We start from the raw sequence: 23,133 nt of genomic DNA, 5'->3' as shown, positions 1-23,133 counted from the left end.
GCCAATTCACTCGTATAAAAAAACCAAGCAGTTTTGCTTGGTTCTTTTATTTTATCGTCATTGAATGACACTTAGATGAAGATTAGATCAAGAAATCTTCTAATTTAGCGCCTTTTTCAATTTCAGCAACCAACCAGCGAGGTTGCTTACCACGACCCGTCCAAGTTTCAGCCGTATTTTTCTTATTGCGGTAGCGTGGCTCAACAGCTTTACGTGTTGTCTTTTTACGTTTTTGAGCACCATACTCAATAAACTGCTCTAGGCTTAAACCCGCAGATTCTGCAATTTCAACAATCTTATTATAAGCATCTTCGATCGCTTGATCTTTTTTACTTTCAATTAAAGCTTCAGCTTCAGCTGTTAACTTTCTTAACTCTTCAACAGATAAATTACTAATATCAGGCATCATTAACACTCCACATTAAACTTCGCAAATATATTTAAAATAAATTCACAGCAATAGTATTTTTATTTATACCAATTGGCAATACATATATTCCCCAATAAATACATAAAACAACAAAAAATGATTATAACACGCCAAAAATGTTTATTTATCCCAGTCAAAATAAACATACAACAAAAAGTAATTTTTGATACACGTTTTAAATATAATGATGATAACTGTAGCGTTTTTATAAATTCAGCAAATTGTTTTGAACTGTTGCTTCGAGATCAATTATAACTTTTCTTAAATTTTCAGGTATTAATGCTTTTTTCATAGAATCTTTATCTACAAATACGATGACCGCTTCACCATCGGCAACAATCTCCTGTTGCTGTTCACTGAATAATACATAATGCATGCGTATTGCACTATTGCGCATTTCCGCTATACCTGCACCAATATGTAGCACATCTGGATAAAATACTGGTTTTAAATATTTACATTGACTTGAAGCAACCACAGTTAAAACATCTTGTTCAAATACATTTAAACGATCAAAATATGCAATACGTGCACTTTCTATATAACGATAATACTGCACATTATTCACATGACCAAAAGCATCCATATCTCCCCAAGCGACCTTTTGTTCATAAACGATAGGGAATTGTGCCAATAGATTCATAATGTATTCTCAAATTTTAAACTGAATGTAGTTGCTGTCTTTTTCAAAAATTGAATTCAATTGCTGAATTAATTCATCATTGCCATTTAGAGTGGCTTTAATCCGTAAATAATTCATCAAAATATCATTTGGATATAATGCTAAGAGCTGATCCGCTTCTGTTTCACGTTGTGTCGCCGTATATATATGCCACTTTGCAAAACTAAATACAGGAATATTTATATACTTACTTTCCAGATGAATAATCTGTTGTTCCAGATATTCATAATCTGGATTTTGCCGAAGCAACTGTTGTTGAAACCATAAGTAGAAAACATCCTGATCGAATTTCTCATCCAGCAATTGAATGGCAAGTTGTTGCTGTTGCTGTGCCAGCTCAGGTAGACGAGTAATTAACTTCAACCATAATACTTTGGTGTCATAGGGCATTTGATCAAGTAAAGGTGCGATTTCAAAAAACTTGTGCTGTAATAACTCCAAGTCCTCAAATTGCGCTTGGTCATAGCAACCTAAAAGCTGAATCAACCATTGTTGTTTGGTCGCGACTTCCAACTGTCCAAATTGACTTGAATGTAAATAGTGCCAAGGTGACTGGATTGCAAACTGTCCCCATAATTTTTGTACTGATAATTTATAACTTTCTGAAAGTTGACTGAGCCATGGCGACAACTCATGACCATTTAAAAACTCAAGATGTGTCAAAGCTTGCTGACTGTCATGCTGCGCCAAATAAATTTCGATACGGAGAATTTCGGCTAATTCAAATGCTGAGGGTGGGCTATTTTCCAAAACTTGCAAAGCTGCTGCATAATCACCTTGCTTGAACAATATTCGGGATTGAATAATCGCTTTTAATAAACCCGATTGATCAAAAATATTTTGAATAACCTGTTCTTGCTCATCTTCACCATCTAATAACCACAACACACCCAATTGTTCAAAGGGATGCAAATCACTAAAGTTTAAAACCTGTTCTAATTTTCTTTTTTCTCGGCGTAAGTAACGGTTTAAGGCATACCACATCACATGCATAAGAAAGCTGATGATAACGCCTAAAAATAACAACACCCATAAGTTCGTCTGGATTTGAATATTATGCCAAAGCACATAAACATAACCTGCCCCTGCGGTATAACTGAGTACACTTAAAATCGCAAAAATAATCAGGCTAATAAAGGCATAGATCAAGAAAATATGTTTCATCTCACAACCCCAACACTGCCAAGCTATTCAGCTTAGGAACAGGAGATTGTGAGCTCTGTTTAATTTTTAATAATTGTTGTTTGATGTTCTGACTCGCAGCATCAGGCAACAGTTCAAGCTGTTGAATCGCCTGATTCAGCATGGCTTTATATTCAACATTTTGACCTTTAACTAGAAGTTGTTGAGCGAGCAAGAGTCTCAATTGAGTTTCTTTTAAAATAAAGCGGCGATTGCTCAATTCTGGTGTATCCGCACTAAGTACATCGACCTTGAACCATTTCTCCCAAAAGTGGGCACTCTGACTGGTATTTAATTTGAGTTGATTATTTTTCAGTTCTGCAGTCAAACTTTGATCAACTTGTTTGATTAAGCTATCCAACTGATCTTGCTGTGCATTTCTTTCAATCACAAACTGTTGGATATTCTGCATATCTTGAGCAATGCTTTGATGCAGACTTTGCTTGACTGCCTCTGCCAATGCGTATTGATCTAAAGATTGGTTAATTTGGGTTAAATGCTCCAGCGCGTAGACAAATTGCTGTTGTTGTATCGCAAACTGAACCAACTCGAGTTGCTGTTTAATCAACACACTTGGGTTGATTCCCGTACTGGGTTCTTTGAGTACAGGAGGTTGCTTGCTTGTTTCTTGACTCGGTTCATCCGCTTGTCTTTTTACTGCCACCAATTGATCGTTCAAACTGGCATTTTTTTGTTCACTTTTATGAAGTGTTTGTTGAATCTCATCCAACTGTTGTGAAACATGATAGAAGTCATAACTCAACTTAATGAGCCATCCTAGAGCGATCAACAATAAGATATAAATAAACTTCTTCATAATTTCCTTTGCAACTGCACAATGCTATGTAGAATTGCTTTTGGTTCTAGCGTTAAAATTTGAGTGATATTAAAACATTTTTGAGTCGTATTTTTATCATGCATTAATAATTGATACAAACGCTCACCCAAAACTAAATAATGACAGGCATCAACCAAATGAGGATGCTTTTCTGTCAACGCCAACCAATTTCGCCAGCTTGCTTCACTACTGATACAAGTCCAGTAAGGCGGCTCAAATTGATTTATTTGATTGAGCAAAGCAGAAAACTGTATTTGGGTTTCTGGTGGGCATAAACGCTCGTATAAAACAAAGTTTAAAACATCAATATGACGTTCTTGGCACTGTTGCATCATAAATTGGCGACCACCTTTACCGCGCCAAAATGCAATTTTCTGAATATTCTCTATGCTGTTAAATATCGGTAAACTCAGCATACCTTCGGAGCTTTCCACTTCGGGTACATGACTTGCTATCCCAAACTCAGCCAAGCATTGAGCCGTTTTTTTTCCAACAGCAATCCATTGAATATGTTGAATTTGTGCAAGTGAGAGTCCTGACTGTTGTAGATATTGCATCCCAATCTGCACAGCCATCGGGCTGACTACGACGATACACTGTGTTGTTAAAAGTTTTGAATACAGTGTAGCTAAAGTACTGTCATATGGACGGGGCTTTAACGCTAATAAAGGCAAATCAACCACAGTAAAACCTGATTGACGCAAGCATGCTGTTAAAGGCTCAGCTCGGTCAATCGGACGTGTATTGATAAACAGCATCGCAATCCAATTACTGTGTTTGATACAGTGCTTTAAGTAAATCCCCAGCACCAAGTTGCAATAAATCTTGTGCGAGTTTTACACCCAACTGCTCTGCTTGTTCGGCAGTACCACTGACCTTGCTACACAGCAATGTCTGACCGTCAGTACTTCCAACACGACCTTCTAAAGACAATACTTGATTGTCCAGTGTTGCAAAGCCTGCAATTGGTACCTGACATCCACCCTCAAGATAAGCATTGAAGGCGCGTTCAGCACGTACACACGCATTGGTTTCATTGTGCATCAAAGGCAGAATCAGATTTAAAGTTTCAGGGTCATTAGAACGACACTCTAAACCTAATGCACCTTGTCCCACAGCAGGCAAGCTGAGTTCTGGTGCGAGACTATGACGGATACGTTGTGCAAGCCCTAAACGCTTTAACCCAGCACTGGCGAGAATAATCGCATCATACTGACCTGCATCAAGCTTAGACAAGCGTGTACCCACATTGCCTCGTAAATCAATCACATCCAAATCAGGACGCTGTTTCAGAATTTGACATTTACGGCGTAGACTGGAAGTACCAAGTTTGGCACCTTGAGGTAAATCTTCAAACTTTGCATAATGATTTGAAACAAAGGCGTCAAATGGATCTTCACGCTCACAGATCACCGCCAGCTCTAAACCTTCAGGCAATTGCATAGGGACATCTTTCATAGAATGTACAGCTAAATCTGCACGTCCATCCATCAATGCTGCTTCAAGTTCTTTGACAAATAAACCCTTTCCACCAATCTTAGCCAAGGGCGTGTCTAAAATTTTGTCACCTTGAGTGACAAAAGTCACCAACTCTACTTTGATATGCGGATGCAATTGTTCTAAACGATCACGAATATGTTCTGCCTGCCACAATGCAAGCGGGCTTTGTCGAGTTGCGATTTTCAAGGTTTTCATCATTTCAGTTTTGCCAAACTTTTAAACACTCTAAACTTACCCTGCAATCTTAAAAATGCAAGTAAATTATCAAAATGATTTATCTTTCACACAAAACTATAAATTCTGCATGCGTTCCCTAAGCAATGGTAAATGTCGACGACTCACCGCCAGACGCTCCTCAAGCTCACGGCATCGCGCTTGATACTGTCCTGAAGCAACCATTTCCAGACCATCCAAATAATCCAAAGAAATGAGTGCATTACGGTGTATTCGTATAAAACGATCTGAAAATTCAGTTTCCAAATCCTTTAAGGTTTCATCAATCAAAACGCTCCCATTTTTATGGCGAACGGTGACATATTTTTGATCTGCTAAAAAATAATAAATATTTTCAACAGGGATCAGTTCCAAACCTCGATAGGTTTTTGCAGCAATTTGCTGCCTTTGCACTTTTTCTTCCATGAGTTCTTTTTTTTCTATCTGAGTTAATTGAGCTTGCGTCAGTTTAGTCACATTCCCTAAAACTGTTTCCAATTCATCCTTGGCAATTGGCTTTAACAAATATCCTTTTGCTTGAGATTGAATCGCCTGTAAAGCGTGCTCATCAAACGCTGTACAAAATACGATTGCAGGCATCGGGTTAAAATGCGCCAAATGTTGCGCACAACTTAAGCCATCCATTTCTGGCATCTGAATATCCAGCAACACGACGTCAGGCTCAAACTGTTGAACCATCTCCAATGCTTGCTTTCCATGTTGTGCTGTGGCAATAACCTGATGCCCAAGTTGCGACACCAACCGTGATAAGCGTTCCACTGCAAGCGGTTCATCATCACAAATCAGGATGTCCATTGCTCCTCCTTACCCAAATACCTACATTATTTATTTTTAATACATGTCCCAATCATCTATTTTTATACTGATATTGAATGACCATTGTAAATAATCCATTCCCTGCATAATTCCGAAAATAAACAGAATCGCCAAAATGTGCTTTTAAACGCTGTTTTACATTTTCTAAAGCAATTCCATGCCCTTGTCTCACTTTTATTCTATCTTGTAAAAATGGGTTGGTAATGACTATATTGACTTGATTTTGCAATATTTCAACCAGTATCCCAATCTTGGCATCTTTCATTTGGTTTTCGACCCCATAAAAAATACTGTTTTCAATTAAGGGTTGCAGGGTTAATAATGGAATTTGCACATATTCCAATAATCCTGGCTGTGGAATATTCCACTCGACATTTAAACGCTCGCCCAAACGGATTTGTTCAATGGCAATATATTGTTTCGATAATTGTATTTCTTCTTTTAAGGTCACCAATTTTAATTCTTGAAAGCTTGCTCTAAACAATTTTGACAAGTCAATCAGCATTTGTTCTGCTTTATCTGGATCAATTGCAATTAAACTCACCACACTGTTTAAACTATTAAATAGAAAATGAGGATGAATTCGCGCCTGCATGGCTTGAACCCGTGCATTTAATTCACTGTGTTGTTGTAAAACGGCTTGCTCGCGAATATACATATAACGCAAACAAAATGCACCGAGTAATATCCCATAACTTAAATGCAAAATAAGATTATGACTGATATCGCTTGTCGAAATATTTTGTAAAGAAAAATGAACAGCCCAATAATGCACAATATTCAGCACCAAAGTTGTGCACATGACGATGACCTGTAAAAGTATAAAACTGAAAATCATCACCGACAAATAAGTATATTGCGCTAACCTTTTGGCAAATAGATCTTGAAAGGCAGCAAATGCCAATAATATCCAGTTAATATATAAAATATATTCTAAAACATGCCAAACATTTAGATTGCTCCACGACTGTGCTTCTGCCAGTGCTAATAAAAAAGCCAATACATTACTGGAAATAAATAATTCCAATAAATACTGACGATGCCCCATTTTGCTAAAAAAATACGAAGGCTGAAAATGCGAAGTAGATTTTCTTGATGAATGATTGTGCTTTACTTCGGCAAGTGAGGCTGAATTTGTTATACTGCGTTTAGTTCTACTGCTTTTTTTCCTACTGAGCCGATATGACCACATCTTCTAATTCCTCTAATCCGTCACAAGCCCAAACTTCAGGCATGTGGGGCGGTCGTTTCTCTGAAGCTACTGATGCCTTTGTTGCTGAATTTACTGCTTCTGTCCAGTTTGACCAACGCTTTTATAAACAAGATATTGCTGGCTCTATTGCACATGCAACTATGTTAGCAAAAGTTGGGGTGCTTACAGAACAAGAACGTGATGACATTATCAATGGTTTGAATACAATTAAAACTGAAATTGAAGCAGGTCAATTCGAATGGCGCATCGATCTTGAAGATGTGCATATGAATATCGAATCTCGCTTGACTCAGCGTATTGGTATCACAGGCAAAAAGCTACACACCGGGCGTAGCCGTAATGACCAAGTTGCGACAGATATTCGTCTCTATGTTCGCGATGAAATTGACGCAATTTTAAAATTACTGGAAAAACTACAAAAAGGTATTCTTCGCTTAGCCAGCAACAATACCCAAACCATCATGCCTGGGTTTACTCATTTACAAACTGCACAGCCTGTGACTTTTGGTCATCATTTAATGGCTTGGTTTGAAATGTTGGTACGTGACTCTGAGCGTCTGATTGACTGTCGTAAACGTGTTAACCGTATGCCTTTGGGTTCAGCGGCATTGGCAGGTACGACCTATCCGATCGATCGTGCGTTCACTGCGGAATTATTAGGTTTTGAAGCAGTTGCTGAAAACTCGCTAGATGCTGTATCAGACCGTGACTTTGCCATTGAATTCAACGCAGCTGCTTCACTGATCATGATGCATTTATCACGTATGTCAGAAGAATTGATTCTTTGGACGTCTGCACAATTTAAATTTGTGAATATTCCAGACCGTTTCTGTACTGGTTCTTCGATCATGCCACAGAAGAAAAACCCAGATGTTCCAGAATTGGTTCGTGGTAAAACTGGTCGTGTCTATGGCGATCTTATGAGCCTGTTAACCTTGATGAAAGGTCAACCCTTGGCATATAACAAAGACAATCAAGAAGATAAAGAACCATTATTTGATGCCATTGATACCATCCGTGGTTCATTGATGGCTTTCGCAGACATGATTCCTGCACTGGTACCAAATGTTGATGTAATGCGTGAAGCAGCACTTCGTGGCTTCTCTACTGCAACAGATTTGGCAGATTATCTGGTTAAAAATGGGGTCGCTTTCCGTGATGCCCATGAAATCGTAGGTAAGGCAGTTGCATTGGGTGTTCAGGAATCTAAAGACCTTTCCGAATTAACGCTTGAACAATTACAGCAGTTCTCTGATTTAATTCAGGCAGATGTATTTGAAAAAGCATTGACATTAGAAGCTTCAGTGAATGCCCGTAACCATATTGGTGGGACTGCACCTGCTCAAGTGGCAGCGGCGATTGAACGCGCTCATACACGTTTAGAAAAACTTTATGCATAAGGAGTTTTGATATGACTCGACAAGTATTTTGCCGTAAATATCAAAAAGAGTTAGAAGGTTTAGACTTTGCACCTTTCCCAGGCGCAAAAGGACAGGAATTATTTGATACTGTGTCTAAACAAGCTTGGCAAGAATGGTTAAAGCATCAAACCACATTGATTAATGAAAAACGTTTAAATGTATTTGAAGCGGATGCTAAGAAGTTTTTAGAAGAACAACGTGAAAAATTCTTCAATAATGATGAATCGTTGGAAAAAGCTGAAGGGCTTAAACCAGAGTAGTATTCAAAGATCTATACAATGGTCATTTGAAAGCAACCTGTGTATTGTGCTTCATAAAAAAATCCCCTGATGGGGATTTTTTTATAGTCTATTGATACTCAAAAGAACAAAGCACTTAAAACATTGCCAGAATCTAATCTCATTTCTCGAAATGAGATTAAATTAATATACGTTCAACTTAACGCTATTCTTTCAAATATTTTATATAGCGCTTAGGTTGTAGAAAGATTTTGTTTTCCCTTCTACCAATTTGACCAGCATCGCTATCGCGTTTGGCGACATGGATGCCATAGATTAAGCTGTACTAGCTTAGCTCTGATTTGATACTCATCAAATCCCATTACCTATGCTGATCGTGCCATGTGAGAAGTGCGATTTGTGTTTTTTGCAGACATAAAAAAAGGAGTCTTGGAGACTCCTATAAACTTCAGAAACGACAGCTATTTGCATTCTGAAACATATCTTGATGCTAGCCAGTATAATCATGAAAACATGTTATACATTGACCAAACATACATATTTTGTGACAAATCACGACAATCGAACTGATAATTCGCGCTTTCAGATCAATGGAGACAAGAATAGCGCTCCAAACCAATCAGATGAGTCAAAGCTAAACTTTAACAAAACACAAGATCAGGCGACTGAATCTACACGGTTCGCCGAATGTTCTTCAATCACTTGTGGCTTTTCCTCAACCCATTTTGCAGGAAAATACTTTTCAACGGTTGTTGAAACCCAGTGTGCAATGGGCTGAGGTAGTGTGATTCCCAACGGATTTTGCTCTTGTAAATCTGCGGATGAGATCACCCGCGTTCCCATCAGATAGTCAAACCACGGCTTGGTCACACACCAGTTTGCATCTTGATTTGCATTCATATGATGGTCATAGTGCCAAGGAATTTTCTTCATCGCCCATGCTGGCTCTAAATGTGCACGGCGGTGAATATAATAATAATTACATGCACTATATAAAGACGCAGCCACCATGCCTTTTGAAATCGGATAAAAAATTAAACTTGCAGCACCTGCAACCACTGCCAATGAAACAATTTCATTTTTGGTGCGCCAATTCGATATACCTTGCACATAACCATCATCATGAAAATCCTGCTTACGGACTTCGCGGTGATGTTCCCAATGCGATTTCATACTTCTTGGAACAGGGCTAAAACGTGGCTTTCCAGGACGGTGCTGACCATGCAAAATATAATTATGTGCAATCCACTCAAAGCCGTTCGCAAAGACCAATCCAACTAAAAAGCCTTTTAACATGTTTTTTCTCCTCTGCTTATTTTTTAATATAAAACTGTGCTGAAAAAAGATATTGACATGGAAAAGTATTTTCATTGACAAATCACGACATGAACACTATAGAAAATCTATCACCAACCCCATAAAATGCGACTTGTTTGCTGGATTTAAACTCGCTTAAAATAGCGCCAAGTTTGATCTTACATGATGTAAATCGCACAACAACAAGATGTGTCAATGATGCTATTAAAGGATTATGCAGGCTCCGTTTATGGAGGGCTTGGGCAATTACTCTATACCTTTAGCGAAGCTAGAGGCTTAAACATTTCACCCAAGTTACAACAGGTTCAAAATCTTGAACGCTTTGACTATACCGTTTGGCGTGAAATTTTGGATGAGATACAGTCACAAGTACAAAGCCCTGCTTTAGGGCTAGAAATCGCACCTTATGTACAACCGAAGCATATAGGGATTATTGCCTATATTGCACAGTCTTGTGACAGTTTAGGAGAAGCCCTCAGCCGTTATCATGATTTTCATCGTTTAATTTATGATGGTAGCCCACTCAAAGTCGAATACTATGATGAACAACATATTTCGGTGGGTTGGGCAAATCTACCGGCTCACTTCACCACTCAAATCACGGATGAAATCGCGATTGCTGTGATGATTCAATTTTTACGTTTATTTGTTTCTGACAATATTCAACTTTATCAAGTCAATTTTATTCACCAAGCACCCAAAAATAGCATGGCATATGAAAGCTTTTTCAATTGTCCAGTAAAGTTCCAACAACCAAAAGTTGAGATGATCTTCCCTATTTCTGCTTTAACCATTCCGGTTAAACAAAGTGACCAAACCTTACAAAAGTTGCTGATGCAACAAGCACAAGCTCTACTGGACAGCTTGCCGAATACCACCCAATTAGATGAGCGCTTACAACAAAGTATTTTATTGGGACTACAAAAAAATAATTATCAAATTGAGGCAGTTGCCAAGCAGCTCAATATGTCTACACGCCAATTACAACGTCATTTACAAAGTCAAAACACCACCTATCAACAACGTGTCCAAGATGTTCGGCAACTACTCGCCTTTCAATATTTGCAGGATCGCTATTTAGGGTTACATGAAATTGCTTTGCTTTTGAGCTACTCCGAACAAAGTGCCTTTCAACGTGCATTTAAGCAATGGACTGGGCTCACACCGCAACAATGGCGACTTCAAAATCGAAATATTTAAACATCATCATGCCTGATTTAAATGATAAATATTTATTAAATTTCCTCTATTAATACTTTATTTAGATCATATTTTTGGCAAATCTTTGCAGTTTTTTTCCACAATTAAATCAGAACATTAAGTGATAGTATTATCAAAAAATTATATTTGTGATTCAATTTTCATATTTTTAAACTATGATAATAATGCTGAAAATATAAAGTTGTACCTCATCGAAAGGTTATCAACTATTTAAAAAATAGCGACATAACCCATTCCGTTCAAAAAAATAAATAGGAATCAATATGAATAAATATCTTGCAGAATTTATCGGAACCTTTTGGCTGGTCTTTGGAGGATGTGGTAGCGCGGTACTTGCTGCTGCTTTCCCAGAATTAGGCATAGGTTTTGCTGGTGTAGCACTGGCATTCGGTCTTACAGTACTTACTGGTGCTTATGCACTCGGTCATATTTCAGGTGGACACTTCAATCCAGCAGTCAGTGTTGGTTTATGGGTGGGTGGTCGTTTTGATGCCAAAGACCTCGTTCCATATATCATTGCTCAAGTCGTCGGCGGTATTCTCGCGGCTTTTATCTTATATTTAATTGTTCAAGGACAGGCTGGGTTCGCTGGAACAGGTGGCTTTGCAACCAACGGTTATGGAGATTTGTCTCCTGGAAAATATTCTTTGGTTTCAGCATTGATCATTGAAATTGTTTTAACCGCAGTATTCTTAATCGTAATTTTAGGTGCAACGGATAAACGCGCACCAGCAGGCTTTGCACCGATTGCGATTGGTTTGGCGCTAACCCTAATCCATTTAATCAGTATTCCTGTAACCAACACTTCCGTCAATCCAGCACGCAGTACCGCGGTCGCTTTATTTGCAGAAACCGCTGCATTGAGCCAACTGTGGTTATTCTGGGTTGCACCGATCGTGGGTGCTATAATTGGTGCAATTATTTATAAAGTCGTTGGAAATGAAGCACGCAGTTAAATGCTTTGGTTTAAACCACACACATTGAACTTTAATTCAGTCTGTTAAATTTTAAAAAACCTGCTGAAGCAGGTTTTTTATCTCAATCTTTAAATAGAAATTAAATCAATAGCGCTTAAAGAAACGGATTTTCTATTTCACCTTCATTTTGACGAACAATCTGCGCGGGCAGATCACTTTGCTTCTCCAAAGTTGCCACAATGTCATTCAAATAACTTTGTAAAACTTTAGCAGCTTTTAAGCCTGCTTGATCCTTAGTAATCTGCAAGTTGCCATAGACATTGATACAATCCAGTTGATTTTCTAAGGTCAAATCATGAATTGCATGCGATTCCGTATCATTTTCAAAAGCTTTAAACATTTTAATTTTCTCTATTGTTAACGTTATAAACAAAAACCTGCTTGTATATACTCTTTTAAGCACCATCATACCCAGCCTCTCGCAAAGCGAGTAGCCACTTTCAATATCCATATGATTGAGCTTTGATCATCATTTTTTGATGGATAAAACAGCTCTAGTATAGATAGATTCTCCTCTAATACGGCTTTAATTATTTCAAAATTTGTAAAATATAATGCAACAAAGCTTCAGCCAATTGTTTTACCAAGGCATCTTTGGTTTCTTCATCTACTTTAGGCAACTCAATATTGCTGGTCGATGTAGAACGACTGGCAGGCTGGAATTGCTTTTGTACCGTGGTAATCTGATCCTGTGGCACAGCTTCAGCACACTGACTTTCTGCATCCCAATGAGAATATTCGATTTCTTTATTGGCTTTTACTTGATTGGCATTTAAAGGCAATTTATAGGTATTGCGCTTTTGTTCTTCGGTGAGCTGTGGAAATAAGTTCATTCCTAGCTGCTCTTCCAAATAACACACGCTGACCACTTTGACCTGCAATGAATTATTATTAGGCGCGTAATAAGCACCAATAATGCCATGTTTAGGCAAATAGATCGCTTTAAAGACAGCGGTTGGAACAATCACACCACGACCAATGGTTTTAAGTTTTTTGCCACTAAATAATGGTCCCGTAACCACATAAACATCTTTCTTTTGTTTGGTCACAATCGCACGTGTTGCTTCCTCTAACTCTCGCCAGACTTGCTGATTATTTTTAGGCGCTTGCGGCACCATATTTGCCAAAGAAAAGCTATCAAACTGAGAGGCTTTGGTCGACATATCGGCATTGGGCGACATATGTCCACGGTCATAACCAGAACCACGATAATCAGACAGTAGTGCTCGATGCTGACTGCTGATTCGCTCCTCTTCATGGAAGCTGTCTTCACGTTTAATCTTTTGGCTTAACCGTTGTGGTGATAAATACTCCGCTGTCCAAAGTGGTGTTTTGGAAATGCCCGAATACATCACATTAAAGCCATTAAAACACAAAGGATAACTGTTCTTTTTTAAACTGTCTTTCATCAAGATCGGCGGTTGATCTCGATAGAACTGATTTAAGCACTCAGAATTAAGAGAACTGCCTTGAGTAAAAGGCAATAACTGCAAAATTTTCTCTTGACCAAATGCAATCGCAAAGCTTCCAGTAGCCACCAGACCCAACACCAATTTAACTACTGAATTTTTCAACAAAAATCATCCTAAGCCACATAACAGACAAGATATTCAGAACCAATCCATACTTGGTTTTGAATTCAATAAAACAGCTTAACAAGCTCAGGCAACGAAAGATATTATGTGAATATTCAACTGAATAAAGCTTCTACAATTTTTACCTATTCAAACAATTTTTTAAATTTCTCAAGCATTGATTGCTTGCAAAAAAATTAAGAAATTAAATTACTTCCATCGAATGACTTGCTGCTGTCATCGAAATTATGGCATGTTAAAGTCAGATCTTCGACAGCTTTACGACACAATTTGTCGCAGGGTTTATATTCATCCATCATGTTTATGGAATAACAGACAGTGCAAATATTCCGACGATTCAAACTTCAAGCAAAATATGGAATGATACTGCTCTGTGCTTTGCTAAATTGCGCTGCTTTTGCTGCTTCACCAACCGCTAAGCAAAGTATTGAAAAGCAGTCTAAACTGACAATAAAACCTCATTTACAGAATAAAAGCCAACACCACCAGCACTTAAAAACCACAGTGCCCCCAATTAAACCTGCTCCACGCATATTGGAAACCATCCCGAAAGATCCGAACTCAACTGAATCACGCCGAATTATCGATATTTCCCCACCTCCTCAACATCAAGACCTCTCGCAACGTCCATCGTCCGCACCAACATCAACGCAAGCCAATGATTGAAATAAAAAAAGCCAGAATGATTTCTGGCTTTTCATATTTTGAGACTTTTTAAATCTCGATTTGACTACCCATTTCAACTACACGGTTCGGTGGAATTTGATAGAAGTCACTCACAGGGCTGGTATTACGTTGCATTGAAATAAACAGTTTTTCACGCCATGGTGCCATACCCTCACCCACAGTATGAATCAAACGATCACGTGAAATAAAGAAGCTGATATGCATCATATCGAACTCAACTTCAAGTTGCTTATATGCCAACTCAAGTGCATTCGGAATATCCGGCTGATCTTTAAAACCATAATAAACAAAGACACGTTGGAAGCGATCATCTAAGACTTCAACACGAATCCGCTCTTGCTCAGGTACATAAGGCACATCACGGGTAATCACCGTCACCATGATGTTACGTTCATGAAGCACTTTATTATGTTTAATATTATGCAACATCGCATGCGGTACAATATTTGGGTTACCTGTTAAGAATACTGCTTGTCCGGGTACAAACTGAGTTTCATCACTCAAGCTGACGCTTTTAATAAACAAGTCCAGTGGCAGCGCATCTTTTTCCAAACGGTTAAAGACAATTTCTCGTCCAGTTTTCCATGTCATCAGAATGGTAAACACGATTGCACCGATTAGGATCGGCACCCATCCCCCAGAGATGATTTTTAATGATGTTGAGCCAATAAAAACACTGTCTATCACTAAAAATGGCACCGCAAATAATGCCACTTTCCACTTTGGCCAACGCCAGAAACCATAAGCTAAAAATGCAATTAAAATCGTGTCACACAGCATAGTCATTGTGACCGCCACACCATAAGCATTGGCAAGATTGGCACTGTTTTGGAAAATCACGATAAGCAACAGGATTGAAACAAATAAAATCCAATTAATAAATGGTAAGTAAATTTGTCCCTGCTCAACATCAGAGGTGTGATGTACGGTTAACCGTGGTAAGTAGCGCAGTTGAATGGCTTGGTTTGCCATTGAAAATACGCCCGTAATCACCGCTTGCGAGGCAATCACTGCCGCTGCTGTTGCCAAGGCAATCATCGGATATAAACCCCACTCAGGCACGAGTAGGTAGAATGGGTTTTCGATCGCACTTGGATCACGTAGCAACAGCGCCCCTTGCCCTGCATAGTTGAGTAAGAGGCACGGCAATACGATAATAAACCAACCTAAACGAATCGGCAGTCGCCCAAAATGTCCCATATCGGCATAAAGTGCTTCACCCCCTGTTACGGTTAAAATCACCGCTCCCATCGTTAAGAAGGCAACAAAAGGCTGATGAAAAATAAAGTTTAAAGCCCAATGTGGACTCAGCATGGTGAGTACATACGGTGTTTGGCTAATACTGTGAATACCAATTAAACCGATGGATGCAAACCATGTCAGGGTGATTGGACCAAAGAATTTACCCATGGTCCCTGTACCATGTCGTTGCACAAGGAACAGTGCGGTAAGGATTCCAATCGCCAATGGCATTAACCATTTGTTAAACATCGGTGTAGCAATACTTAGCCCTTCAATCGCAGAAAGCACTGAAATGGCTGGGGTAATGATACCGTCGCCAAAAAATAACGATGCCCCGATAAAGCCTAAAGCAATCAGAAAGATTTTTCGGTTATCTGGGATTCGGTTGGAACGCAAGTTGAGCGCCAGCAAAGACATGATCCCGCCTTCACCATTGTTATCTGCTCGCATGATGACGGTGACGTATTTAAAGCTGATGGTGAGCATCATGCACCAGAAGATCAGCGATAAGATCCCCAGCACTGTTGCTTCAGTGATGGCGATGTGTGCGGTGAGAAAACATTGGCGTAGGGCGTATAAGGGACTGGTTCCGATGTCTCCAAATACCACCCCTAATGCTGCGAGTGTGATCGCAGGTAACGCGGCTTTTTTTGCAGTACTTTGCATAGATTCGTCTTCAAAAATTAGACACTATTTTTGCGCAATCATATCACTGTGAAATTTTTTTTGCTCTAACTCAATTGTTGCTTGGCAGAATTCTTTTTTTTGGTTATTATCCGTCGCCTTGGTGAAGTGTCCGAGTGGCTGAAGGAGCACGCCTGGAAAGTGTGTATACGTTTATAGCGTATCGAGGGTTCGAATCCCTCTTTCACCGCCATTTTCAATTCTTACAATATCTCATGATGTCTTTAAAAGCTTAAATCCAAAGGGTTTAGGCTTTTTTTATGTCTGATACGATCTACTTTATCTGTTGCAAGCTTAATGTGATTGGGGGTATAACTGGGGGTATACTAAATTACCCCCAAAATTATACCCCCAAATTCTGTGGAAACATTACAATGCTTACAGATGCTCAAGTCAGAAAAATAAAGCCATTAGAAAAGAAAACTAAATACGCTGATGAAAAAGGCATGTATCTAGACCTCCCAAGATAGAGATGACTAATAAATCTACTCAATAATTTAGGCAACTATCTAAAATGAATAAAAATTAAAGCAGTAAAATAACTAAGGCTATAATCTATAGCCCTAGTTATTCCTTATTATAAGTTAGACTAGTTATAATTATGTTCTATAATTTTTCTAACAGCTGATTTCAAACCATTATAAGATGTTATTTCATCTAAAATTGCTGAATAGATAGCTGCATTTGGCTTTGTATACTCTCTATATGTCATTCGTACTGTTAAAATCATTTTTTCATCATTAATGAGAGGAAAAAGCTTCTTAATCCCATAAAAGTCAGCATTTTTTCCCTTAATACCATCCTGATGAAACTCATCATTTCGAATATCTTGATTCGTAGTAATACTATTCCCAGCATGATTGAATCCACGATCAGCTGTCATAAATGAATGATTTAAGACACTTCCTTCTTTTTCTGCCTCTAAGTTAGCAACACAATTACGTAAATTTTTAGGTTTTAAGCTTTGTACATTTGCTAGTTTTCTTAAATCACGTGCATAATTGCCTTGTGATTTATTGGTTTCAGCTATAGGAAAGATAGCATCCAAATCTAGACCAAGAACTAATATGTTATTTTTAAAGTCAAATACTAGAAAATCAAAAGCATTCATTACGTACTGAACTTTAATAATTACATCAATAACTTCACCAAATTCATCTGCAAACAAATGCTCCTTATTCTTTGGGTGTTTCGTTTCTATACGATTACGACCACTTTTTAAGTAAATAACCTTAAAATCATCATCCCCATCCAGAATCATACCAGTTTCGACTTTGTCGTGATTTACAATTTCGTAATCAAAATTTTGTTGCCGCCCTTTAAAGTCAAAAAATTCATTTTCTTCCTGCAATGCATTAAATAATCTTAATAAATTTTCAGCAGGTATATCATAAAAAAATGTGCGCTTATTATTAAAAGCAACGCTTTTATATATAAAATTATTAATTACTTTCCGAGCATTCAATAAGGTTTTCTTTACATCACCTGACTCAATTTTACTAATTTTTGAAATTAAAGATTTAAATGTATTGGAACTATCAAAACCTATATTCATAAATTCTGTATTAATATCACCACATGTTGCTCCACGTTTTTTTAATTCAATAATTTTAAAAATTATATCTAACCGTAAAGCATCTAAGTTTTCATCTTGTTCTTGATTCACTAAAAAACCTATTAATTTAAAAATATTATATTTTCATATTAACGCAATAAGAAAGATTTACAATAAAACAAATTGTAACAATTTAATATACAAAGAAATGATTAATATTAACCAAAGAAGAACTCTATGCCCAAAGTAACTATTTATGACTGGAGAAGTTGATCTACTCAAATAAAATAATTTTTAATCTTCACAAATCACTTTTAAATTAGTTAAACATTACATCTTGCTATCATCAATTAAAAGCCCTCTACTTCCTTAGTAGTATATTTATCTAGAATGCTCTTTATTACATACCCTAATGCTTGGCCCAATAAGGGCGGAACTGCATTTCCAACCTGTGTATACTGAGGCACTTCAAATTGTCTCATTTGTCCGCCTGTCGTCACTTTAGATCTAAAAATAAATTGATCTGGAAAAGACTGAATCCGAGCCATTTCACGGACTGTCAAAGTCCTCAATTCATCATGGTGATAGTGACAAGCATCATCAGGAATAGACAATGCCGCTGGAGCAGGCTGATCTGCAATTAAAGCCTTTTGAGTTTGCTTTTTCGTTTGATGATCGTTGAAATAAGATATAAGTTCATCAATCGAAGAAAATCTTGCATATTTATTGAGATCAATAAGGTAATCATAGCTCAGTAACTTCTTAGCAGTAGAAGCTGAAACAATGTTAATTTTCCCTTTCAATAAATCTAAGGCTTCTTTCTTAGTTGAGTTATCCAACAATTGAAGAATCTGGTAAATCCTAAAACGCCTTTGAACATGGATACCATTATTTCTCAGGTCATGGTTCACAAGAATTTTGTTTCCCCTATGATCTTGCATAAGCGAAGTATTAATTAACTTTACATATCGGGATTTTGCTGAACCATCGTTGCGTAAATCATCAATGGCACTCTTAACTGTAAATTCCTTACCCTTATATTTGATCAAAGGACTTAAAAAGGTATTCCTAAATAGCTCCTGATGCTCATCATATGCTACGTCAAAATATGATAATGCCCCATACTCCACATCAAAACCTTTCTTTAAATCATTAGCAAAATTTATTGATTGTTTATATAGTTTTTTTTCAGTTTCATTTAACTTTAAATAAATGTTATCAAATACATCATGCCGAACCCCTATAAATATAAAGCGTGGGCGATTTTGGGCAACACCAGCATACTTAGCATTGATATGTAGACATAATGGAATATAGTTTATTTGTGCGAATGCTTTTGCGACTTCAAACCAAGCATAGTACTTCTTACCATCAATATCAAAAGCCCTCAAGATACCAGTAACGTTTTCTAGTAAGGCAATTTTAGGTTGGGTTGTTTGCACAAATTTCGCAAACTCCCAAGGTAAAGTATTGCGGGTATTATTGAATTGTCTCAACCCTGCCATACTGAAGCTTTGACATGGAGGGCCACCAGATACTAAATCCAGTCCACCCTCACGCCCATAAGCGTTTCTTAACTCATTAGCTTGCTTAGGGTTTTCCTCCAACCATTGGTTTAATTGGACTATATTACCTACTACTAATTTGCCATTTAATTTAGTGTCTTCTGAAAAATCTGATTTATTCTCCCCTAATTCTGGAAATTTCCTAGGATCTTCCCTCAGGCGAGCTTTTCTATTTTCCTTGTCATAATTACTGCTTAACCATATCACACGGCTTTCTGGACATGACTCCTCTAAGTTTTCATTAAAAAAATTGTAGGCAAAAGTTTCTGCTGCCATAGGCGATAGCTCATTTGCCGTCACTAATTTAAAACCAGCGGACTCAAGACCCAATGATAATCCACCACAGCCTGCAAACAATTCAATATGGTTCAACTTAGGAAGTTCCTATTAAAAGCATTAAAACAGCATAAGCATTGTAATCAGAAAAAAAATAAAAGTCCAGGCCACATACGACATGAGATGTCGCTTTTCGTTCTGAGTAAGTTGATCTTTTTATTAAGCTATGGAAATATAAGCTATAGGCTTCTGAGATAAGCTTTCAGCCCGCATTCTGTAAAGACCCCTTTTGGTCATCTCATTGAAAATATACCAGCCCTTTTTGTTTGTATCTGGTGCTTAGTTGCGGGGTAAGCATTCATACGCACAAAAAGTAATTTTCAATGAGCCAAGATAAACTCCTGCTAAAACGTTCAATCACTCGTTTAAAAGACGATGCTAAGAAGCTAAAGAAAGAAAAGGACATTCAACTTTCTCAAGCACAAGATCTAATTGCCCAAACGGAAGGTTACAGCAATTGGCAAGAATTAGTACAAGCTAATTCAGAATCCGATGCGAAAGAAAAAGACCAACCTCCACGACCAAGATTCTCTAATGGCGATGCTGGCTTCGTATTACATAACCGACAACTTTTAGCCAAACTTGGTATTGATTATTCACTACTTGCAATTACAGCAACTGGTTTAACCAAATCAATTATGGATGCTGTTTCAACGTTACGAGAATATTTTATCTTAAATGGATATCATAATTATCAAACTCAAGAACAAGGTATTATTGAAAGAAAGCCAGCAAAACTTGTTACGTCTACAACAATTTTAGATACTCAAGTTAGCTTATATCGCCCTAAAACAAAATTCGGTGATCCTCGTATTTGGGTTTATAAACTTAATAAACATGCTGAACCAAATGATACTTTAGCCTTGGTTCTAGTAAATGATTTACTGTATGTTTTTAATATATCTAAAATAAATTTAGAAAATTATGAAAATTTACTAGCAACATTTGTTGCCGAAAAAGAATCGACAGCCTTAGAACTGTTAGAAAAACTTAGGTCATTAGCTAAAAAAGGACCATTAAAGGCAATCAAGACTGGTGATATGGCTATTGGCATGACTATTGAACATGCATTAGGTATTGAAGCTAATTCTTTAAAAACACCTGACTATAAAGGGATTGAGCTTAAGTCAGCTAGGGAAAAAGCTAAGGCCCAGAAAAATCGTTCAACTCTTTTCGCACAAGTTGCAGACTGGAAAATTAGCCCTCTTAAAAATAGTGGAGAAATCATTGATAAATATGGTTATATGCGAGATGCTGATTTAAGGCTTTATTGCACAATAAACACCCAAAAACCTAACCCGCAAGGGCTTCAGTTTGAATATAGGGCAAATGAAGACTTATTGGTGGAGAAACACACCACCGATGGTGATGTTGCTTATTGGCATGGAGCTATTTTACGTGCTCGCCTACTTGAAAAACATAAAGAAACTTTCTGGATTCAAGCAGAATCAATTTTTATAGATGATCATGAATATTTTATTTTGAAGTCAATTATCCATACTAAAAATCCTTTAGTTGGGCAATTTATGCAATTACTTGATGAAGGCATTATAACTATGGATCACTTGATCAAACGAAAGAATAAAACTGGAGCAGCGGCAGAAAAAGGCCCTTTATTTAAGATTAGTCCTAAAAATCTTATGCTACTTTTCCCTGAACAAAAAGAATATCAACTCTAAGAGCATATTAAACATGAATGAAATTTTAAATAATAATTGGTTTGTTGGTATAGTCGGAGGTTTGATTACGTTAATTATCCCTAAATTATTTAAATTCTTAATTAATATTAAATACCATCTTAGTAAAAAAGGTATTTTAGGAAGAGCCATTAGGCATTTTGATTTAAAAAGATTACGGAAAATAAGAGTCATTCTCAGAGATGATACTAAAATTCAAAGAGAACTTATGAAAAATTATGCATATTTAATAATTTTTTTATTAAGTATGATGACCTACTTCTGGCTTATTATCTGTCTCACAATTCTATCAAATGATTTCAGATTTTTTATTAACAATTATAAGCTTACATATAATATTTGTGCCATAGTAATTGGTTTTCCAATCTACATTTTTGAACTACTCTATCTAAACCAGAAATATTTTGTGGACGAAATATATAAGTTCAGAAAATAATTTACCTTAATACCCCCATAAACGACAATCATTTTCATTCGCCTGTCTATTCGCCTAATTTGCAACACTGTGTGATCTTTCAATGTTTGTCAGAACCCCCTATTTTGATAACTGATCTGTAATGATGCTATCAAAGTTTTTGGTTTCGCTCTTACCACTTTAAAAGCCCCACCCAATTGACTAAACCCACCCCAAAACTTATCATTCAACTGCTGACCTACATCGTCAGTCGGTTTTGACAGACCGTTCTACAAAAGGCGCACAACAACGCGATATTGGTTTTTGTGCGTTCTCCTAAGTCACGCCTTTATGGTGAGGCTAGGAGGGGCACGCTTGCGTGCGCTGGTTTCCTTTTGTACCAGTCTGTCAACCCTTCTAGTCTTGCCTCCATTATTTGACAGTAAGTTGGTAAGACTCTTTCTAATCAAAAGGAGTCAACCATGACAAAGCATTTCTTATTTTTATTCCTTTCTCAAAAACGTTTTAGGCATATCCCCTGCCTTTGGCAAAATTTATAGATTTTATTTCAGCTTAGATTGATCTAAAGGCATAACTGCTCTTTGGACAGGCAAGCTACGCCTTGAATTTGATCAAATCGCTGAATCTAAATTTAAAAAATAACCACAACAATAAAAGAGAGAGAATGATGAACATTCACACTTCAATTTTAATCATCACCTGTTCACTCCTGACACTCGGTTGCGCCAGTAAATCAGAACGCGAGTTTATCAGTGGCTGTCAGTCTACAGGTATGGACCGCAGCGCATGCAAATGCGCCTATAAAAAACTCGAAAGCAAATACGGAGAAGACAGTTTAAAGAACAACCTCTACACACTGACCCAGAGCGAATCATTTCAATACGACTTGATGCAAAGCGGTCTGCAATGCTTGAGGGAGTAAGTCATGAGAACGATAGCAGCAATCGTTTGTGTGATCGTGATCATCTGTTTTCTAGGGCTTCCCTTTATCGGCTTGATGATCATGTTTGGACTCTTTTACCTACTTCTTAAATTTGCACTTGGGGGAAAATAAATGAATACATCCATTACATCTTGGCTCATTCGTGGCTACTTCATCATTGGCTTACTATTTGCCCTCTACCAAAACTATTGGGGATCACAAAGCTATAAATCATTTGCCTACCATTTAGGGCAAGGCGTGATTTGGCCTGCGGTGATGTTTCCTTCTGTGGGTAAATTTATTGGTGGTGTACTGATTCTTTTGATTGTGGGCGGATTACTGCTCAAGCCTAAATAAACTTTAGC

At 37.5% G+C, this 23,133-nt stretch carries 24 protein-coding genes, 1 tRNA gene and 1 pseudogene; 12 read left to right on the top strand and 14 right to left on the bottom strand.

Annotation, left to right across the window (positions count from 1 at the left end; all coding sequences use genetic code 11):
• Window positions 1-82 precede the first annotated feature (82 nt).
• The 8 genes from F938_RS21950 to F938_RS21915 form a co-directional block, all read right to left on the bottom strand.
• A complete protein-coding gene (locus tag F938_RS21950; RefSeq protein ID WP_004826222.1) occupies window positions 83-409 on the bottom strand; it encodes an H-NS histone family protein in 327 nt (108 codons plus the stop codon).
• Window positions 410-635: 226 nt separating this feature from the next.
• The gene (locus F938_RS21945; protein ID WP_004826221.1) at window positions 636-1,073 is read right to left on the bottom strand and encodes an acyl-CoA thioesterase; all 438 of its coding nucleotides are present in this window, start codon (window positions 1,071-1,073) and stop codon (window positions 636-638) included.
• A 9-nt stretch (window positions 1,074-1,082) separates the two neighbouring features.
• Window positions 1,083-2,276: a YfgM family protein gene (locus F938_RS21940; RefSeq protein ID WP_005035264.1), complete on the bottom strand. Its 1,194-nt coding sequence runs from the start codon at window positions 2,274-2,276 to the stop codon at window positions 1,083-1,085.
• Window position 2,277: 1 nt separating this feature from the next.
• Window positions 2,278-3,111, bottom strand: a complete 834-nt coding sequence (locus F938_RS21935; RefSeq protein ID WP_005035263.1) for a hypothetical protein — start codon at window positions 3,109-3,111, stop codon at window positions 2,278-2,280.
• Window positions 3,108-3,890: a uroporphyrinogen-III synthase gene (locus F938_RS21930; RefSeq protein ID WP_005035260.1), complete on the bottom strand. Its 783-nt coding sequence runs from the start codon at window positions 3,888-3,890 to the stop codon at window positions 3,108-3,110. Before F938_RS21930 ends, F938_RS21935 begins: the two co-directional genes overlap by 4 nt.
• A gap of 10 nt (window positions 3,891-3,900) precedes the next feature.
• A complete protein-coding gene (hemC, locus tag F938_RS21925; protein WP_026040287.1) occupies window positions 3,901-4,827 on the bottom strand; it encodes a hydroxymethylbilane synthase in 927 nt (308 codons plus the stop codon).
• Between the two features lie 96 nt (window positions 4,828-4,923).
• On the bottom strand, window positions 4,924-5,661 hold the full coding sequence (locus tag F938_RS21920; protein WP_004826215.1) for a LytR/AlgR family response regulator transcription factor: 738 nt from the start codon (window positions 5,659-5,661) through the stop codon (window positions 4,924-4,926).
• Between the two features lie 52 nt (window positions 5,662-5,713).
• Window positions 5,714-6,874, bottom strand: coding sequence for a sensor histidine kinase (locus F938_RS21915; RefSeq protein ID WP_026040288.1), 1,161 nt, complete (start codon window positions 6,872-6,874; stop codon window positions 5,714-5,716).
• Between F938_RS21915 and argH the strand changes: the two genes are divergently transcribed.
• Complete coding sequence (gene argH / locus F938_RS21910) at window positions 6,865-8,295, top strand: argininosuccinate lyase (protein WP_004826213.1); 1,431 nt, start codon at window positions 6,865-6,867, stop codon at window positions 8,293-8,295. The two genes, F938_RS21915 and argH, sit on opposite strands and share 10 nt — an antisense overlap.
• A gap of 11 nt (window positions 8,296-8,306) precedes the next feature.
• Window positions 8,307-8,576 carry an oxidative damage protection protein gene (locus F938_RS21905; protein ID WP_004826212.1) on the top strand — a complete coding sequence of 90 codons (270 nt, stop codon included), beginning with the start codon at window positions 8,307-8,309 and terminating at the stop codon, window positions 8,574-8,576.
• Between the two features lie 636 nt (window positions 8,577-9,212).
• Here F938_RS21905 and F938_RS21900 read toward each other — a convergent pair.
• Window positions 9,213-9,851: a sterol desaturase family protein gene (locus F938_RS21900; RefSeq protein WP_005035256.1), complete on the bottom strand. Its 639-nt coding sequence runs from the start codon at window positions 9,849-9,851 to the stop codon at window positions 9,213-9,215.
• A gap of 216 nt (window positions 9,852-10,067) precedes the next feature.
• Here F938_RS21900 and F938_RS21895 point away from each other — a divergent pair, with 216 nt between their 5' ends.
• Both F938_RS21895 and aqpZ read left to right on the top strand, forming a co-directional pair.
• The gene (locus F938_RS21895) at window positions 10,068-11,072 is read left to right on the top strand and encodes an AraC family transcriptional regulator (protein WP_005035254.1); all 1,005 of its coding nucleotides are present in this window, start codon (window positions 10,068-10,070) and stop codon (window positions 11,070-11,072) included.
• A 284-nt stretch (window positions 11,073-11,356) separates the two neighbouring features.
• Window positions 11,357-12,049, top strand: coding sequence for an aquaporin Z (gene aqpZ / locus F938_RS21890; RefSeq protein WP_005035252.1), 693 nt, complete (start codon window positions 11,357-11,359; stop codon window positions 12,047-12,049).
• Between the two features lie 115 nt (window positions 12,050-12,164).
• Here the strand turns inward: aqpZ and F938_RS21885 are convergent, their stop codons facing one another.
• Window positions 12,165-12,410 (bottom strand): hypothetical protein, encoded by a 246-nt coding sequence (locus F938_RS21885; RefSeq protein ID WP_005035250.1) that lies wholly within the window; start codon window positions 12,408-12,410, stop codon window positions 12,165-12,167.
• A 190-nt stretch (window positions 12,411-12,600) separates the two neighbouring features.
• The gene (locus F938_RS21880) at window positions 12,601-13,647 is read right to left on the bottom strand and encodes a DNA/RNA non-specific endonuclease (protein WP_005035248.1); all 1,047 of its coding nucleotides are present in this window, start codon (window positions 13,645-13,647) and stop codon (window positions 12,601-12,603) included.
• Window positions 13,648-13,983: 336 nt separating this feature from the next.
• Between F938_RS21880 and F938_RS21875 the strand changes: the two genes are divergently transcribed.
• On the top strand, window positions 13,984-14,331 hold the full coding sequence (locus F938_RS21875; protein ID WP_010590901.1) for a hypothetical protein: 348 nt from the start codon (window positions 13,984-13,986) through the stop codon (window positions 14,329-14,331).
• Between the two features lie 48 nt (window positions 14,332-14,379).
• On the opposite strand, the gene F938_RS21870 is transcribed toward F938_RS21875, so the two are convergent.
• Window positions 14,380-16,260: a potassium transporter Kup gene (locus F938_RS21870; RefSeq protein WP_004826198.1), complete on the bottom strand. Its 1,881-nt coding sequence runs from the start codon at window positions 16,258-16,260 to the stop codon at window positions 14,380-14,382.
• A gap of 120 nt (window positions 16,261-16,380) precedes the next feature.
• On the opposite strand from F938_RS21870, the gene F938_RS21865 reads away from it, so the two are divergent.
• Both F938_RS21865 and F938_RS24900 read left to right on the top strand, forming a co-directional pair.
• Window positions 16,381-16,471: transfer RNA gene (locus F938_RS21865), tRNA-Ser, on the top strand.
• Window positions 16,472-16,652: 181 nt separating this feature from the next.
• Window positions 16,653-16,739, top strand: a pseudogene (locus tag F938_RS24900) (DUF4102 domain-containing protein); the annotation flags it as partial.
• Between the two features lie 128 nt (window positions 16,740-16,867).
• Here F938_RS24900 and F938_RS21855 read toward each other — a convergent pair.
• Entirely contained in the window at window positions 16,868-17,944 is a 1,077-nt protein-coding gene (locus F938_RS21855; protein ID WP_005035243.1) for a hypothetical protein, read from the bottom strand.
• A gap of 239 nt (window positions 17,945-18,183) precedes the next feature.
• On the bottom strand, window positions 18,184-19,770 hold the full coding sequence (locus F938_RS21850; protein ID WP_005035240.1) for a DNA cytosine methyltransferase: 1,587 nt from the start codon (window positions 19,768-19,770) through the stop codon (window positions 18,184-18,186).
• A 287-nt stretch (window positions 19,771-20,057) separates the two neighbouring features.
• Here F938_RS21850 and F938_RS21845 point away from each other — a divergent pair, with 287 nt between their 5' ends.
• The 5 genes from F938_RS21845 to F938_RS21835 all read left to right on the top strand — a co-directional run bounded on the left by F938_RS21845 (window position 20,058) and on the right by F938_RS21835 (window position 23,125).
• Window positions 20,058-21,413, top strand: coding sequence for an MvaI/BcnI family restriction endonuclease (locus tag F938_RS21845; protein WP_005035239.1), 1,356 nt, complete (start codon window positions 20,058-20,060; stop codon window positions 21,411-21,413).
• Window positions 21,414-21,426: 13 nt separating this feature from the next.
• The gene (locus tag F938_RS21840; protein ID WP_005035237.1) at window positions 21,427-21,867 is read left to right on the top strand and encodes a hypothetical protein; all 441 of its coding nucleotides are present in this window, start codon (window positions 21,427-21,429) and stop codon (window positions 21,865-21,867) included.
• A 646-nt stretch (window positions 21,868-22,513) separates the two neighbouring features.
• Complete coding sequence (locus F938_RS24035) at window positions 22,514-22,768, top strand: hypothetical protein (RefSeq protein WP_080740844.1); 255 nt, start codon at window positions 22,514-22,516, stop codon at window positions 22,766-22,768.
• 3 nt (window positions 22,769-22,771) lie between these two features.
• Window positions 22,772-22,900, top strand: a complete 129-nt coding sequence (locus F938_RS24895; RefSeq protein ID WP_009585514.1) for a hypothetical protein — start codon at window positions 22,772-22,774, stop codon at window positions 22,898-22,900.
• Window positions 22,901-23,125 (top strand): hypothetical protein, encoded by a 225-nt coding sequence (locus F938_RS21835; RefSeq protein WP_005035236.1) that lies wholly within the window; start codon window positions 22,901-22,903, stop codon window positions 23,123-23,125.
• Window positions 23,126-23,133: the final 8 nt, after the last annotated feature.

This window comes from Acinetobacter bereziniae LMG 1003 = CIP 70.12 (assembly GCF_000368925.1).
GTDB classification, from domain to species: Bacteria; Pseudomonadota; Gammaproteobacteria; order Pseudomonadales; family Moraxellaceae; genus Acinetobacter; species Acinetobacter bereziniae.
The sequence above is the reverse complement of the archived record's forward strand: the minus strand, read 5'-3'. Positions and strand labels throughout refer to the sequence as shown.